General features: G+C 28.1%; 17 protein-coding genes, 1 tRNA gene and 1 riboswitch. Of the genes, 14 read left to right on the top strand and 4 right to left on the bottom strand.

What is annotated here, in order from left to right:
• Window positions 1-106 precede the first annotated feature (106 nt).
• Entirely contained in the window at window positions 107-616 is a 510-nt protein-coding gene (locus tag EI71_RS07000; protein WP_119016542.1) for a TetR/AcrR family transcriptional regulator, read from the bottom strand.
• Between the two features lie 134 nt (window positions 617-750).
• Here EI71_RS07000 and EI71_RS06995 point away from each other — a divergent pair, with 134 nt between their 5' ends.
• The gene (locus EI71_RS06995; protein WP_119016541.1) at window positions 751-1,314 is read left to right on the top strand and encodes a flavin reductase; all 564 of its coding nucleotides are present in this window, start codon (window positions 751-753) and stop codon (window positions 1,312-1,314) included.
• Window positions 1,315-1,356: 42 nt separating this feature from the next.
• Window positions 1,357-1,430: transfer RNA gene (locus EI71_RS06990), tRNA-Thr, on the top strand.
• 68 nt (window positions 1,431-1,498) lie between these two features.
• On the opposite strand, the gene rhuM is transcribed toward EI71_RS06990, so the two are convergent.
• Entirely contained in the window at window positions 1,499-2,341 is an 843-nt protein-coding gene (gene rhuM / locus EI71_RS06985; protein ID WP_119016540.1) for a RhuM family protein, read from the bottom strand.
• 212 nt (window positions 2,342-2,553) lie between these two features.
• Between rhuM and EI71_RS06980 the strand changes: the two genes are divergently transcribed.
• From EI71_RS06980 to EI71_RS06940, 9 genes are all read left to right on the top strand, one after another.
• A complete protein-coding gene (locus EI71_RS06980; RefSeq protein WP_119016539.1) occupies window positions 2,554-2,898 on the top strand; it encodes a hypothetical protein in 345 nt (114 codons plus the stop codon).
• Window positions 2,899-2,952: 54 nt separating this feature from the next.
• Window positions 2,953-3,028: riboswitch (Fluoride riboswitch) on the top strand.
• Window positions 3,029-3,073: 45 nt separating this feature from the next.
• Window positions 3,074-4,321 carry a cation:proton antiporter gene (locus EI71_RS06975; protein WP_211321068.1) on the top strand — a complete coding sequence of 416 codons (1,248 nt, stop codon included), beginning with the start codon at window positions 3,074-3,076 and terminating at the stop codon, window positions 4,319-4,321.
• 4 nt (window positions 4,322-4,325) lie between these two features.
• Window positions 4,326-4,850, top strand: coding sequence for an S-ribosylhomocysteine lyase (locus tag EI71_RS06970; protein ID WP_119016538.1), 525 nt, complete (start codon window positions 4,326-4,328; stop codon window positions 4,848-4,850).
• 85 nt (window positions 4,851-4,935) lie between these two features.
• On the top strand, window positions 4,936-5,229 hold the full coding sequence (locus EI71_RS06965; protein ID WP_119016537.1) for a TfoX/Sxy family protein: 294 nt from the start codon (window positions 4,936-4,938) through the stop codon (window positions 5,227-5,229).
• Window positions 5,229-5,720 carry a GNAT family N-acetyltransferase gene (locus EI71_RS06960; protein ID WP_119016536.1) on the top strand — a complete coding sequence of 164 codons (492 nt, stop codon included), beginning with the start codon at window positions 5,229-5,231 and terminating at the stop codon, window positions 5,718-5,720. Before EI71_RS06965 ends, EI71_RS06960 begins: the two co-directional genes overlap by 1 nt.
• 63 nt (window positions 5,721-5,783) lie before the next feature.
• A complete protein-coding gene (locus EI71_RS06955; RefSeq protein ID WP_119016535.1) occupies window positions 5,784-6,968 on the top strand; it encodes a hypothetical protein in 1,185 nt (394 codons plus the stop codon).
• Window positions 6,969-6,970: 2 nt separating this feature from the next.
• On the top strand, window positions 6,971-7,921 hold the full coding sequence (locus EI71_RS06950; RefSeq protein WP_119016534.1) for an RluA family pseudouridine synthase: 951 nt from the start codon (window positions 6,971-6,973) through the stop codon (window positions 7,919-7,921).
• 1 nt (window position 7,922) lies between these two features.
• Window positions 7,923-8,759 carry a hypothetical protein gene (locus EI71_RS06945; protein WP_119016533.1) on the top strand — a complete coding sequence of 279 codons (837 nt, stop codon included), beginning with the start codon at window positions 7,923-7,925 and terminating at the stop codon, window positions 8,757-8,759.
• A gap of 11 nt (window positions 8,760-8,770) precedes the next feature.
• On the top strand, window positions 8,771-9,649 hold the full coding sequence (locus EI71_RS06940) for an NYN domain-containing protein (protein ID WP_119016532.1): 879 nt from the start codon (window positions 8,771-8,773) through the stop codon (window positions 9,647-9,649).
• 20 nt (window positions 9,650-9,669) lie between these two features.
• On the opposite strand, the gene EI71_RS06935 is transcribed toward EI71_RS06940, so the two are convergent.
• Complete coding sequence (locus tag EI71_RS06935; RefSeq protein ID WP_119016531.1) at window positions 9,670-10,566, bottom strand: RsmB/NOP family class I SAM-dependent RNA methyltransferase; 897 nt, start codon at window positions 10,564-10,566, stop codon at window positions 9,670-9,672.
• Between the two features lie 101 nt (window positions 10,567-10,667).
• On the opposite strand from EI71_RS06935, the gene EI71_RS06930 reads away from it, so the two are divergent.
• The 3 genes from EI71_RS06930 to EI71_RS06920 all read left to right on the top strand — a co-directional run bounded on the left by EI71_RS06930 (window position 10,668) and on the right by EI71_RS06920 (window position 12,647).
• Window positions 10,668-11,084 carry a hypothetical protein gene (locus tag EI71_RS06930; RefSeq protein WP_162849853.1) on the top strand — a complete coding sequence of 139 codons (417 nt, stop codon included), beginning with the start codon at window positions 10,668-10,670 and terminating at the stop codon, window positions 11,082-11,084.
• 62 nt (window positions 11,085-11,146) lie between these two features.
• A complete protein-coding gene (locus tag EI71_RS06925; protein WP_119016529.1) occupies window positions 11,147-11,566 on the top strand; it encodes a hypothetical protein in 420 nt (139 codons plus the stop codon).
• A 1-nt stretch (window position 11,567) separates the two neighbouring features.
• Window positions 11,568-12,647 (top strand): M24 family metallopeptidase, encoded by a 1,080-nt coding sequence (locus tag EI71_RS06920; protein ID WP_119016528.1) that lies wholly within the window; start codon window positions 11,568-11,570, stop codon window positions 12,645-12,647.
• A gap of 199 nt (window positions 12,648-12,846) precedes the next feature.
• Here the strand turns inward: EI71_RS06920 and EI71_RS06915 are convergent.
• Window positions 12,847-13,217 (bottom strand): transposase (locus EI71_RS06915; RefSeq protein ID WP_147387571.1); only part of this gene is annotated, 371 nt, incomplete at its 5' end.

The following is a 13,217-nucleotide window of genomic DNA, read 5'->3' as shown; positions in this document are numbered from 1 at the left end:
AAATTATTCATTCGTTTCAATAACTTAATAGATTATTAAATTCAACTATAGGTTTATATAGAAATAAAACAAAAACATGTTGATCGATTCAACATGTAATTCTATTTTACTTATGAATAATCTTATATGTAATTTTAGCCATTTCTTCATCAGTTTCGTTCATGTTTTCTAATATCCATTTATAAACGATAGCGTTGATTGCACCACCAATAGCTGCATCCTCATATTGCTTTTCCGTATTTCTTTTAATGATTTCACAGGCTAAATCCTTTTTATGATTTAAAATATGTAGGTTTTCTAAGCTTGCTTTTGTAATGATTTCAATTTCTTTCTTTCTACTTCTTAAACAATTATAGAACGTTTCAAGTTCTTTAACATTATAATTTAAGAATAATTGTATATCTATATTTGTTGATTCAATTAAATCATGAACAATATCTTCAATTAAATCATCCTTAGATGAGTAATTTCTATAGAAGGCAGTTCTTGATACACCAGCTCTTGCAACTAAATCCGTAATAGAGATTTTATCATATCTTTGTTTAGATAATAATTCTAGCATTGCAGTTTTAATATAAGATTTTGTTAGATTTGAAATTTCTTGGTTTGTACTCATAGTCCCTCCATAGACGTAACATTTGTAACGCCGCTAGTTATTTTATCATTTATGATAATTTATGTCAATCAAATGAACTTGAAAATAAAATATTATTATCATAAAATGATATTGATAAAAATGGTGGAGGAAGTATTATGAAAGAGTATTGGAAAGGCGGAAATATGCTATACCCTGTACCTGCAGTTTTAGTTAGTGTAGGTACAATGGAAAAGAAGAATGTATTAACTGTTGCTTGGTGTGGTACTGTATGCACAAATCCACCAATGTTATATATTTCAGTAAGACCTGAAAGATTCTCTATGCCTATGATTTTAGAAACAAAGGAATTTGTTGTTAATTTAACAACAGAAGAGCTTGCTTTCGCAACAGATTATGCAGGAGTAAAATCTGGTAGAGATACAGATAAATTTAAAGATTTAAATTTAACTGCAATTGAATCAAAATATGTTAAGGCTCCATCAATAGATGAATCTCCTGTTAATATTGAATGTAGAGTAAAAGAAATTATTCCATTAGGATCTCATACAATGCTACTTGCAGATATTTTAGGCGTTACTGTAGATAGTAAATATATGGATGAAAGTGGTAAATTTGATTTAAAAAAAGCCAAAGTAATTACATATTCTCATGGAGAATATTATGGTCTTGGAGAATATTTGGGTAAGTTTGGATATTCTGTAAAAAAGAAAAAATAATATTTTAAAATAGATGTACTTTGTGGTATAGTATAAATGCTTGCTTCTTTAGTACATCGGTAGTACGCGGCCATGGTAAGGCTGAAAGGCTGGTTCGACCCCGGCAAGAAGCACCATTTGAAACAATAGCTTTGATACATTGTATCAAGGCTTTTTTATATATTCTTTAATAATTCATTTTTGTTTATTGTAAAAATTTTGTCATAACAAATCTTTTCTTTCCAACATCCTTTATAGAAGAACCAATTGAATAAATATCAGCATCTATTATCAAAAATCTATCATGTATTATATTATTTCTGTTTACTATTAAATTATGATTAATTTGAAATTTATTAATATCTTGTTTAGTAATACTAGCTGAAGGTAATGTGTAAATAGTAATAGGTATATGTATTTCATTTAACATATCTAATACAGTTATATCAATATATCCATCGATAATTATTATTTCTTTCTTAGCAGATAGAAGAAGCTTTTTAATATAAGAATATGCCTCAAATATATTGTTTTCATAAAATAGCATATTAGATAATATATTATCAGTTGATTCAAGTGATAATAATCTAGTATTTATAATAGATGTATTTTCAATTAAATTATTTACTTTATTATTTAATGTAATTATATTTTCTTGGCATTCAATACATCTTTTATTATTTATAGAATAACCATTTAATAAATATCGTTTTAAAACTGAATTGGCCCATTTCCTAAATAGAATACCTCGTTTAGATTTAACTCTATATCCCAATGATATTATTACATCTAAATTATAATAAGCGACATTGTATGTTTTGCCATCTAAAGCAGTTGTCGCAAAAAATGCGACAGCTGAATTATCACATTCTTCATTTAAAATGTTATTAATATGCTTTCTTATTGTTTTTTCATCTCGTTCAAACAATTTTGCAAGATCATGAACATTTATCCATACAGTCTCTTCATCAGGCGATACATTTACATCTAAACTGAATTCTCCATCTTCAAATTTTATTAATTCATATTTCTTTTCATTGATATTCATATGATTTTCCTCCTGGTTTTCTAAAAAAGAAAACTCCACTGCAATTTTATGCAATGGAGCTAAATACAAATCTATTAAGTTGTAATTTCAATTGAATATTATGTTTCATTTTACAACTTCCTTTACTACCAGTATTATAGCATATTATTTAGTGTTATGGTACAATTATTCTAATAATGGATTTTATATGAAACATAAGGTGGGAAGATATTATGAATAATAGTTTTATAGAGATGAAACTCTTTCAGGTTAAACCAGATAAACTAAATGAATTTGAAGCAAAGATAGAAGAAATTTCAATAAAGCAATTAAAGTGTAATGGATGTATATCTTTAAAGTATTTTAAAAGATTTTACACAATAGATGGAATTGAACTTGGAGAAGCTCCAAGAGAATTAACTAAGATTGTAAAATGTGTTAAATATTATTCTATTTGGGAGTTTGATACAAAAGAGAACTATGGTAAAGCCATTAAAACCTTCTTTCAAAATTATAATAAAGACTTACAAAAACTTTTAATTGCACCATTTGATATAAATTTGGGTTATTCTCTTTAAAATACAACTTTTATTAAATTGCATATTTATTATTTTTTTAAATATAGTATAATTAATTTCGTGGGGAATGATTGTCTCCCTTGCAGAAATGCTAAACCGCTTATCTAAAGCTGATGACGTCTATGATTTTTTAATCATGGGCAAATCAGCTTTTTTTCATTATTTAGGAGGAATTATGAACATATTTTTATCATTATTTTTAATATTTACTTGTGGTATATTGGGTGGATTTATATTTGAAAAAATAAAACTACCTAAGCTAGTATGGTATATAATACTTGGAATATTAATAGGACCATCTGTATTTAATATAGTAGATAATACTTTAATAGATATATCATCTTATTTAAGACAAATTGCATTAGTTATTATATTAACTAGAAGTGGATTATCCTTAGATATTCATAATTTGAAGAAAATAGGTAGACCAGCTATATTTTTGTGTTTCATACCAGCTACCTTTGAAATAATAGGAATTACAATATTTGCTCCTATATTTTTAGGAATATCTTACATTGAAGCATTATTACTAGGCTCTGTTATAGCTGCTGTATCACCAGCTATCGTTGTACCTAGAATGATTAAACTAATGGAAGAAGGATATGGAAAGAAAAATAGTGTACCAGAGGTAATTATGGCAGGAGCATCTTGTGATGATATTTTTGTAATCGTATTATTTTATTCTTTTAAAGAATTAGCCAAAAACTCCAACTTTAATCTTTGGAATATTACTCAAATTCCATTAAGCATAGTTAGTGGTATTACACTAGGAATTCTGGTTGGATTTTTAATTGTATTTATTATTCATAAATTAAAAATGAGTACTATTATTCATGTTATTCTTATGCTTGGTACATCCTTTGGAATATTATATTTAGAAGCATTATTAAAGCCATATTTTAGTATATCTTCTTTGCTTGCAATAATTGTTATGGCATTAACAGTGAATATATTTAAAAAGAAGGAAGCCAAAGATATGCAAAAGACCTATAATTCCTTATGGAGTGGTTTTGAAATATTATTATTTACTTTAGTAGGTATTGCAACTAATATCCATTATGCATTCTCTAGGGATGGTGCTATATTAGTTGGTATTATATGTATTGCCCTAATCTTTAGAAGTATAGGTGTATTTATATCTATCCTTGCAACCTCCTTCACTAAAAAAGAGAAGCTATTTATTATATTCTCATACCTTCCTAAGGCTACTGTTCAAGCATCAATTGGTGCAATTGCACTAACTGAAGGATTAGCTTGTGGTAGTATTGTATTAACTGGTGCAGTTATTTCTATATTAATTACTGCACCTTTAGGTGCAATATTAATGGATAATACATATAAAAAGCTATTAGAAAAAGATATTATAGATAGTGAACTTAATGAAGAATATGATATAATATCAAAGGAAGAAATAGAGGTGTAAATATATGGATTTAATTCAAAGTTTTTCTATAGATCATAGATATATAATTCCTGGTATATTTTTTAGTAGAGGAGATACTATTTTAAATGGTAAGGCATCTACTTATGATATAAGATTAAAAAAACCAAATAGAGAACCAGCAATCGATGTAGCTGCAATGCATACTTTAGAACATATCATTGCTACATATTTAAGAAATAATCCAGCTTGGAAGGATGAGGTTATTTACTGGGGCCCTATGGGGTGCTTAACAGGATTCTATTTAATCTTAAAAGGAGATAGAAAGCCTGAAGCAATTTATGATTTGATTTTAGATTCCTTCAAGGAAGTAGAAAAATATGAAACTGTTCCAGGGGCAACAGAGGCCAATTGTGGTAATTATTTATTGCATAATTTACCAATGGCTAAATTCTACGCTAAGGAATTTGTAGATTATTTAATTCAAAATAAGAACAATAAATTAATTTATGAATATCCTAAGATGGAACGCTTAGTTACTAATGATGGAAATAATTTCTATGATTCCTAATGAAAAATGATACTTTTTGTATCATTTTTTCTTATTTATTGAATGATATTTCTATCTATATTATTATAAAAATGAGGTGATTCCTATGCCAAGTAAAGAAGAATATTTAGATTATGTATTAAGCTTATTATCTGAAATAGATTCTATTACATACAAAAAGATGATGGGAGAATATTTATTATATAATGATGGGGTTTTATTTGGGGGAATCTATGATGATAGATTCTTAATTAAAAAAACGAAATATACCCAAAGCTTAGGCTTTAAAGAAGAAATACCTTATACAAATGCGAAAGCTATGTATTTAATAGATATTGAAAATAGAAATGAAATAAAAAAAATCATTGAAAATATGACTTTAGAATTGGGTGATAAATAATGGAAATTATAGAATATAATGAAAAATATTATTTAGATTTGGCAACTATGATTTCTTTATTCAGGGTTACTTTAAGAAGATTTAAAAATATAGAATCTAAGCCAAATATAGAAGATGCCAAAGAAGAATTAGAAGAATATATAACTTATAAAAAGAAATATAAAATATATCTTTGTATAGAGGATGATAAGGCCTTAGGCTATATCATTTTAAGAATTGATGGAGTAATTTGGGTGGAACAAATTTATGTATTAGAAGAATCAAGAAGAAAAGGTGTTGCCTCCCTTTTATATGATTTTTCAGAGAATGTATCAAAAGCGATGGGAGAAGATACATTATATAATTATGTTCATCCAAATAATAATGCGATTATTAATTTCTTAAAATCCAAAGATTATACTGTAATTAATTTAATTGAGATTAGAAAAAAGTATAATGGGGAAGAAACATTATCCAAAATAAAAATTATGGACAATGAATTTGACTATTAGATTCCTTTAAGGAATCTTTTGTTCTTATTATATCTATGATATAATGGTTATGAGGTTACATTTATGGAAATAAAGGATTACTTAGAAAAAATGGAAGAAGTGAATACAGTATTCTTTACTCCAAAGAAGGATGAAAGAATAAAGCTGCAGCTCGTTGCTCCTTTAAAAAGAAAGGAGTCTTTTGACTTTATTCTTATTCTAGGTGGATCCTATTATACAAAAATTAAATGTATGGATGGTATTTATTTTAATGAGTTTATGAAGGTGTTAAATAAGAATTTATATCCTATTCAGGATAAAAAGAATACTTCATTCATTTTAGATGAAACTATTCGTGTAATTAGTAAGATGATTCCAAATACACCAACAGAAGAGGTTATAGAAGTCATAAATAGGTATTTAGATGAAATCAAAAGATATATGAATGGTGAGATTTTAACGAAACTATGTAAAAGATTCCCAGAATATTTATATTCTTATTTATATCATAGACCATCTAGGGTATATGTTATGGCAGATGGTAAGGTATCATCTATTCATGAGATGCATGAAATTTTAAGTTCCTTAGAATATCAAAAGGTATTAACTATCATATATCCAAAGATATTATCAGAAGATTCTAATGCAACAAGCTATTTAAGTGATAAAAAATGCTTTTATAATATTTATGAATCTGATGGTAAAATGCCTGTAGCTGGACTTTTAAGATTAAAAGAAGCTGGCTTAGATGAAATTAGGATTCCTATGAATAGCTTAGATAATGAAGTTGAAATGAAGCTTTCCAATTTAAATACAAAGGATTTATTATCTTTAATCAAATTGGCTATGCAAGCAAATTTAAAGATATCTATTAAAACAAGAATAACTAAAGATAATTTAAATTATTTAGATTTAATGAAATACTTACATCAAAAGGGAATCAGAAGCTTTGAGGTTGAAATAGATGATACTATTGAGAATAAAGATATTTTATTAAAACAAATATATTATTATGCCAATATGTATTCTTTAGAATTAAAGCTAGATTCTAAAGCTATTTTAAAAGAAAAGGATATTTCCAAAATGAATATTATCCCAGTTTATAGACAAGATATGGTATCTAGCTATTATACCCATGGTGATTTTGGTTTATATGCAGATAAGGATTTAAAATATCGCTTGGGTAGCTTATCTATGGATAAAATAGAAAATGTATTTACATCAAGCTTTGCTAAAAAGCTAAGAAAGAAATCCTTAAAGAGGAAATAAGTATGAGAAACAATATAAGAAAAAAAGATGATACACCTAAAATGGAATTTACAGCTACATTTAAAGTAAATCGTAGTGATGAATTATTAGAATTCCTTCTAAAAAAAATGAATACTTCTAGAAATAATGTTAAGAATTTATTATCTCATCATATGGTATTAGTAAATGGTAGTCCTGTATCTCAGTATAATTTAATGCTTGCGAAGGACGATGAGGTTAAAATATCTAAAAGACCAGTTACTGAAATGCCAAGAATGAAAACTGATCCAAAGAATAAGAATAGTAAGCCTAAAAAGGTATTTTTGGATATTATATATGAGGATGATGATTTTATTGCGATTAATAAGCCAGCTGGCTTATTAAGTGTTGAAAGCGATAAGGAAAGAGAATGTGCTTTCTCTTATGTCTTAGAATATATGCAGGATAATGATCCTACATCTCGTCCTTTCGTTTTACATCGAATTGATAAGGAAACTAGTGGAGTACTAGTTTTTGCCAAAAATGTTAAAATTCATTCTATGCTAAGATTAAAATGGAATGAATTAATCCAAACAAGAGAGTACTATGCTATGATTGAGGGAACCTTAAAGGAAAAGGAAGGCAGAATTACCTCTTATTTGAAAGAAAACCAAAATAATTTGGTTTACTCCACACAAGACCCATCCGGACAAAAGGCAGTAACGGATTATAAGGTCAAAAAAGAAAATGGACAGTATTCCTTATTGTCTGTTTTAATCTACACCGGAAGAAAGAACCAAATTCGTGTTCATATGCAGGATTTAGGACATCCTATTGTCGGTGATGAAAAATATGGGTATACAAAAAATCCTTTAAAGAGACTAGGACTCCATGCCTCTAAGCTAGAATTTAAAAACCCAATTACAGGTAAGCTAATCTCCATTAAGGCTCCTGTACCAAACATTTTCTTTGGACCATTTGAAAAGGAGAGGTAATATGAATCCAGAAGAATATTTATCCTTTATAAAAAACTATTTTAATGAAAATAGTAATATTTTAGAGGATATAATTAATGAATATATCAATTCAGAAGCTATGAAGGTAAATGTAGAAGGCTTTAAGGAAATGATGCCATCTATTCTTTATAGCCTATATTGCTTTTTAACTTCTTCAGATTATGTTTCTTCTAGTATTAAAGAGAAGGTTACATCAAAAGAAAATGATTTTACTGCCTTAACAAATGAGCTTTTATACATATGGACACATGGAGCAATCCCAGTTACTATTTCTTGGGAGAGAAGCTCTAAAGAATTTAATAGAAAGCTTTTAATCCCTCTAAGAGCAAGCTTGTCCGATATTATGTATGGAGCATTATCCACTATGAGAAGCCTAATGAGTGAAATGGTTTATCTAGAAAGTGGAGATTATGCATTTGTATCCTCTATAGAGTATTCTGATTTAGATGATTACTCTTATTTAGCATCGGATTATGCAGCATATGCAATTTATAATTTAACTGAACCAAGAATGTGCTATGGTTATATGGATGCGTGGGTATTTTTAGTTGAAGCTAAGCATATTCGTATCCTAGATGATAATAAGGCAAAGGAGCCTATTCTTTTACTTGATGCAGAAGGATATGGTATATTTGAGGGGAATCAAGATAATGTATTACTTGCCTTAGGTGACCCTATGGCAAAGCCAAATGATAATACTAATCCTAAAGAAATGCTTGGTGTTGACTTTACTAAAGTAGATATAGAGGATATTAAAGCAAACCTAAAGGAAAACTTCTATCTCACTCAATTTAGATATGAAGTAACTGAAGAATAATAGGAGAAAAAATGAAATACGCTTTATTAATTGATTCAGAAAATGCTGAACCAAGAATGGATGAGGTTTTTCAAGAATTAACTAAGCTTGGAGATACTCCAATTCGTTATTTAATTGGTAATTTTACACAAATTCCTCAATCTCATCCATGGTTAAAAATAGCTCAGAAGCATGCAATTACATGTGTGCAGACTATGAATTTTACTAAGGGAAAGAATTCACTTGATATTTCCTTAGTTATTGAAGGAATGAAGGTCCTATATGAAAAATCCTTTATTGATGGAGTAATTATTGTCGCATCCGATTCGGATTACACCCCTCTTGCAAGAGAATGGAGAAATGCAGGTAAGGAAGTAATTGGAATAGGAAGAAAGCTTACTCCTGAATCCTATAGGGCATCCTGTACAAAGTTTATCTATTCTGAAAATATCTTCTCTAAGAAGGAAAGAATAGAAGAGGATGATACAGAAATTGTATCTATTGAAAAATTATATGAAATCATAGAAGCAGTACTTAATGAAAATAATGGTATGGCACAGCTATCTGTTATTGTGGAGTCCATTCGTAAGGCTTATACAGATTTCGATGTAAGAAATTATGGCTATGAAAAGGCAAGAGATTTCTTCCAAGCATCCTTCAAGGATAGATTAAAGCTAACAGAAGAAAAGAAAAATTCCTATTTCTTATCATTCAAGGATAAAGAAGATGTTCGAATTGTAGTTGATGTCAAAAAGGAAGAAAAGAAAGCTAAGCCTAAAAAACAAGGTCCTAAAAAGGAAGTTAAGCCAAGAGAATCAAAAAAGAAAAAGGCTCCTATGAAGCCTAAAAGAGAAAAGACAAAGCCAGTTGAAGTTGTAAAAACAATTATGGATGATGATTTGTCTATTTAAAAAGGGATTTTATATCCCTTTTACTTTTTTATCTTGGCTATAAAGAAGCCTTCAAAATATTCATTTGGTCTAACTAGAATGGTACCATCAATTTTAGATGGTAGAGTTGGTAAATTTGGAAAAGAAATAGGTACTATTTTCGCATTAAATTGTTTTAATACTTTATTTAATACATCTTCATTTTCTAAAGCTAAAATAGAACAAGTAGAATAAATCATTTCGTGATTAGGCTTTAATATTTTTAAAGCTTTTTTTAATAATTCCTCTTGAAGCTTTGCTGAATTTTTAACAAGCTCAAAGCTAAATGATTTTATATTCTTTGGATTATTTAAATCTAGGGTACCTGCTCCACTACAAGGTGCATCAAGCAAAATCTTATCAAAAGAAAAATAATCATCTAATCTTTTCGCATCCTGGTTCATAACAAATACATTTGCTCCTTGAAGATTAATATTATATTTTAATCTTTCTGCACGAATCTTATTTACCTCACAGGCTGTAATTTCTGCCTTATTATTTGTGATTGCAGCAAGCTCTGTGGTTTTACCACCTGGGGCTGCAGCCATATCTAAGATAGTTTCCTTTTCCTTGGCATCTAAGAATAATGGTGGAAGCATAGAAGATAGGCTTTGAAAATAGATTTTGCCATCCTTAACTAATTTTGTATCATAAAAATCCTTGGCAGTTCCATTTGTAATTATATATGCATGAGGAATATCGGAATATGCTTTACAGTCTATTCCCATATTTTTGATTTCATCTAATACCTCTAAATCCGTAGCCTTTAACGTATTTACTCTAAAGGATGTAATTCTTTTACTCTTATATCCTTTTATGATTTCATTTTTTAATTCATTTCCATATTGCTTATTTAGTAAGTCATTTAAAAACTTTGGAATATCAACTATATTTTCCATATAATTACCTCCTAGGTCATTATATCATAATTTTTTTAGCAAAAACCTGAAAATTTATTTCATATATTCTAAGATATAATATATTTGACCTTGTTTATACTATGAAACATAAAATTAAGAGTGTTTTAATTAAAATAGCTAATATGTTAAATATAGCTATGCCTAAAATTATTTATGATATGGATAATTCTTATTATACGGATGGAGTAATTCATTTAAAGATATATGATGATTATAATAAAACATTATTTATCGCATTACATGAGCTTAGGCATCATTACCAATTCATATATAGAAAGAATATTAAAGATAATATATCTAAAATAATTAATTATGAAATAAATCATGATATTGAATACAATTTATCCTATATGGAAGGGGATGCCTATACATTTAGTTTATATATATTTGAAAATGTATTAAATATATCCTATGATGTATCTATACAAACTAAAGAAATAATTCATATATTCAAAAGTAATTTTTCCTTTGTTTTTTCAATATTTTCTAGGCAATGATATATAAATCGGTTATAATAAAGAATATGAAATATGGATATAATCCATATTAGGAGTTATATATGGAAAATAATAGAATTGATGAAATTAATGACATTATGACACTATTTTTAAATAATCTTACTGAGGTTGCAAAAGAGCATACCTTATTTAAAGAACAGCTTGGTATAGATCATGAATATACGAAGTTTGCGAAAGGTATGGTTAGACTATTTAATCAATATCAAAGATTATATGTTTATATGAAGGATGAGGAAGAATACGCTAAAGAGCTTGTAAAGGTATCTGAATATGCTTTAGAGGTATTATCCTATAAGCCATATGAAATGCTTGAGGGTGGCTTTTTTAAAAAGAAATTTTTATTAAAAAGTATGAAGCCCTTAAGAGAAGAGGCTATGAAAAAATTAAATAGCGAAATTGATAAGATTAATGGAATGATTAATCAATGCGTAAAGACAGAAGAATTAGAAGAGGTAAAATAATATGTTTTTAAATCGATTAGAAAATGTATATAAGATAATGGAACAAGAAGGCTTATCCCAAACGATAGTATCGGATAAAAATGCATTATTTTATTTGTATGGTAAATGGTTTAATGTAGGAGAAAGAATGATTGCCTTACTTTTAAGAATTGATGAAACTCCTATTTTAGTATTAAATGATTTATTTTCTTTTGAGGATAAGGATACTAAGATTGTATATTTTAATGATAAAGAATCAGGCCCAGATAAATTATTACCATATATCATTCATCATAAGGCCTTAGGCATAGATAAATTCTTTCCATCGAGATTTTTAATTAGCCTTATGAATTTACATGCAGCAAGTGCATTTAAAACATGTATGGCTATTGATTATGCTCGTTTTGTTAAGGATATGGATGAACAAAAGCTTATGATTGAATCTTCTCATATTAATGATTTATGTATGGAGGATTTTAAATGTGCATTAAGAATAGGCATGAGTGAAAAAGAAATGCAAGAGGAATGCTATAAAATATATAAGAAGCATGGCATAGATAGAGTATCCTTCACTCCAATTGTCGCATTTAAAGCAACTGCAGCGGACCCACATCATGAGCCTGATGATAAAACCATATTAGAGGCAGGCGATATGGTATTATTTGATGTTGGTGGAGTATATAAGGATTATTGCTCTGATATGACTAGAGTATTCTTTACAGCTGAGCCTACAGCTTTCCAAAGAGAAATTTATAATTTGGTAAGACGCGCCAATGAAGAAGCGATTAAGCATATAAAGCCAGGTGTAGCCCTAAAGGATATTGATAAGATTGCAAGAGATATTATTGACTCTGCTGGCTATGGTGAATATTTTAATCATAGACTTGGTCATTTCATTGGAATAGAGGATCATGATTTTGGTGATGTATCTCTATCTAGTGATATTATTGCCAAGCCAGGTATGATTTTTTCTATTGAACCCGGTATCTATATTAAGGATAAGATTGGTGTAAGAATTGAAGATTTAGTTATGGTTACCAAAACTGGTGTAAAGGTATTAAATGAATATCCAAAGGATATCCAGGTTTTAGATTTAAAATAGAGTGAAATGATGTGATTTATCCCAAATTTTAGTATTTATATTTATAAATGCTATAATGGATGAAAGCCTACTATAAATAAATCAAGAGAGATTTGAAAAAATAATTAAGATTTATTTATATCAAGCATAAAAATCCTCGATTTTGAGATTTTTAAAAACGAGGATATGAATTATCTAGCTCTTTGAAAATTATATATGGTTATTTTTGTGGAATAAAAGATTGCTTATTCTTTAAAAGCGAGAAAATAACTCTTACTAGTTTTTTGTCAATATGACCAATTGCTACATAATGATGTTTACCTTCGTTAATCTTTTTAGAATAATAATCACCAAATGTTTTATCCCATCTCCAAATACCTGATGAGACTTGGTGAATAGACCATCTTAAGTATTTAGAACCACGTTTAGATATTTTAGTGTGTGATGCTTCAAATTCACCAGATTGGTAGACACTTGGATCTAAACCAGCGAAAGCTAATAATTGATCTGGTGATTTAAAATTGTTTATATCTCCTATTTCAGATATAATCATTGCACCCGTAATGGTACCAACACCTGGAATAGAAGTAA

This window comes from Anaeroplasma bactoclasticum, assembly GCF_003550015.1.
Lineage (GTDB): Bacteria > Bacillota_I > Bacilli_A > Acholeplasmatales > Anaeroplasmataceae > Anaeroplasma > Anaeroplasma bactoclasticum.
The sequence above is the reverse complement of the archived record's forward strand: the minus strand, read 5'-3'. Positions and strand labels throughout refer to the sequence as shown.

Excerpts from the sequence above, each read along its gene's own strand:
- EI71_RS06965 (WP_119016537.1), top strand. The coding sequence starts at position 4,936 with ATGCCAAGTAAAGAAGAATATTTAGATTATGTATTAAGCTTATTATCT.
- EI71_RS06950 (WP_119016534.1), top strand. The coding sequence starts at position 6,971 with ATGAGAAACAATATAAGAAAAAAAGATGATACACCTAAAATGGAATTT.
- EI71_RS06935 (WP_119016531.1), bottom strand. The coding sequence starts at position 10,566 with ATGGAAAATATAGTTGATATTCCAAAGTTTTTAAATGACTTACTAAAT.
- EI71_RS07000 (WP_119016542.1), bottom strand. The coding sequence starts at position 616 with ATGAGTACAAACCAAGAAATTTCAAATCTAACAAAATCTTATATTAAA.
- EI71_RS06955 (WP_119016535.1), top strand. The coding sequence starts at position 5,784 with ATGGAAATAAAGGATTACTTAGAAAAAATGGAAGAAGTGAATACAGTA.
- EI71_RS06920 (WP_119016528.1), top strand. The coding sequence starts at position 11,568 with ATGTTTTTAAATCGATTAGAAAATGTATATAAGATAATGGAACAAGAA.
- EI71_RS06925 (WP_119016529.1), top strand. The coding sequence starts at position 11,147 with ATGGAAAATAATAGAATTGATGAAATTAATGACATTATGACACTATTT.
- EI71_RS06940 (WP_119016532.1), top strand. The coding sequence starts at position 8,771 with ATGAAATACGCTTTATTAATTGATTCAGAAAATGCTGAACCAAGAATG.
- EI71_RS06960 (WP_119016536.1), top strand. The coding sequence starts at position 5,229 with ATGGAAATTATAGAATATAATGAAAAATATTATTTAGATTTGGCAACT.
- EI71_RS06970 (WP_119016538.1), top strand. The coding sequence starts at position 4,326 with ATGGATTTAATTCAAAGTTTTTCTATAGATCATAGATATATAATTCCT.
- rhuM (WP_119016540.1), bottom strand. The coding sequence starts at position 2,341 with ATGAATATCAATGAAAAGAAATATGAATTAATAAAATTTGAAGATGGA.
- EI71_RS06975 (WP_211321068.1), top strand. The coding sequence starts at position 3,074 with ATGAACATATTTTTATCATTATTTTTAATATTTACTTGTGGTATATTG.
- EI71_RS06945 (WP_119016533.1), top strand. The coding sequence starts at position 7,923 with ATGAATCCAGAAGAATATTTATCCTTTATAAAAAACTATTTTAATGAA.
- EI71_RS06980 (WP_119016539.1), top strand. The coding sequence starts at position 2,554 with ATGAATAATAGTTTTATAGAGATGAAACTCTTTCAGGTTAAACCAGAT.
- EI71_RS06930 (WP_162849853.1), top strand. The coding sequence starts at position 10,668 with ATGAAACATAAAATTAAGAGTGTTTTAATTAAAATAGCTAATATGTTA.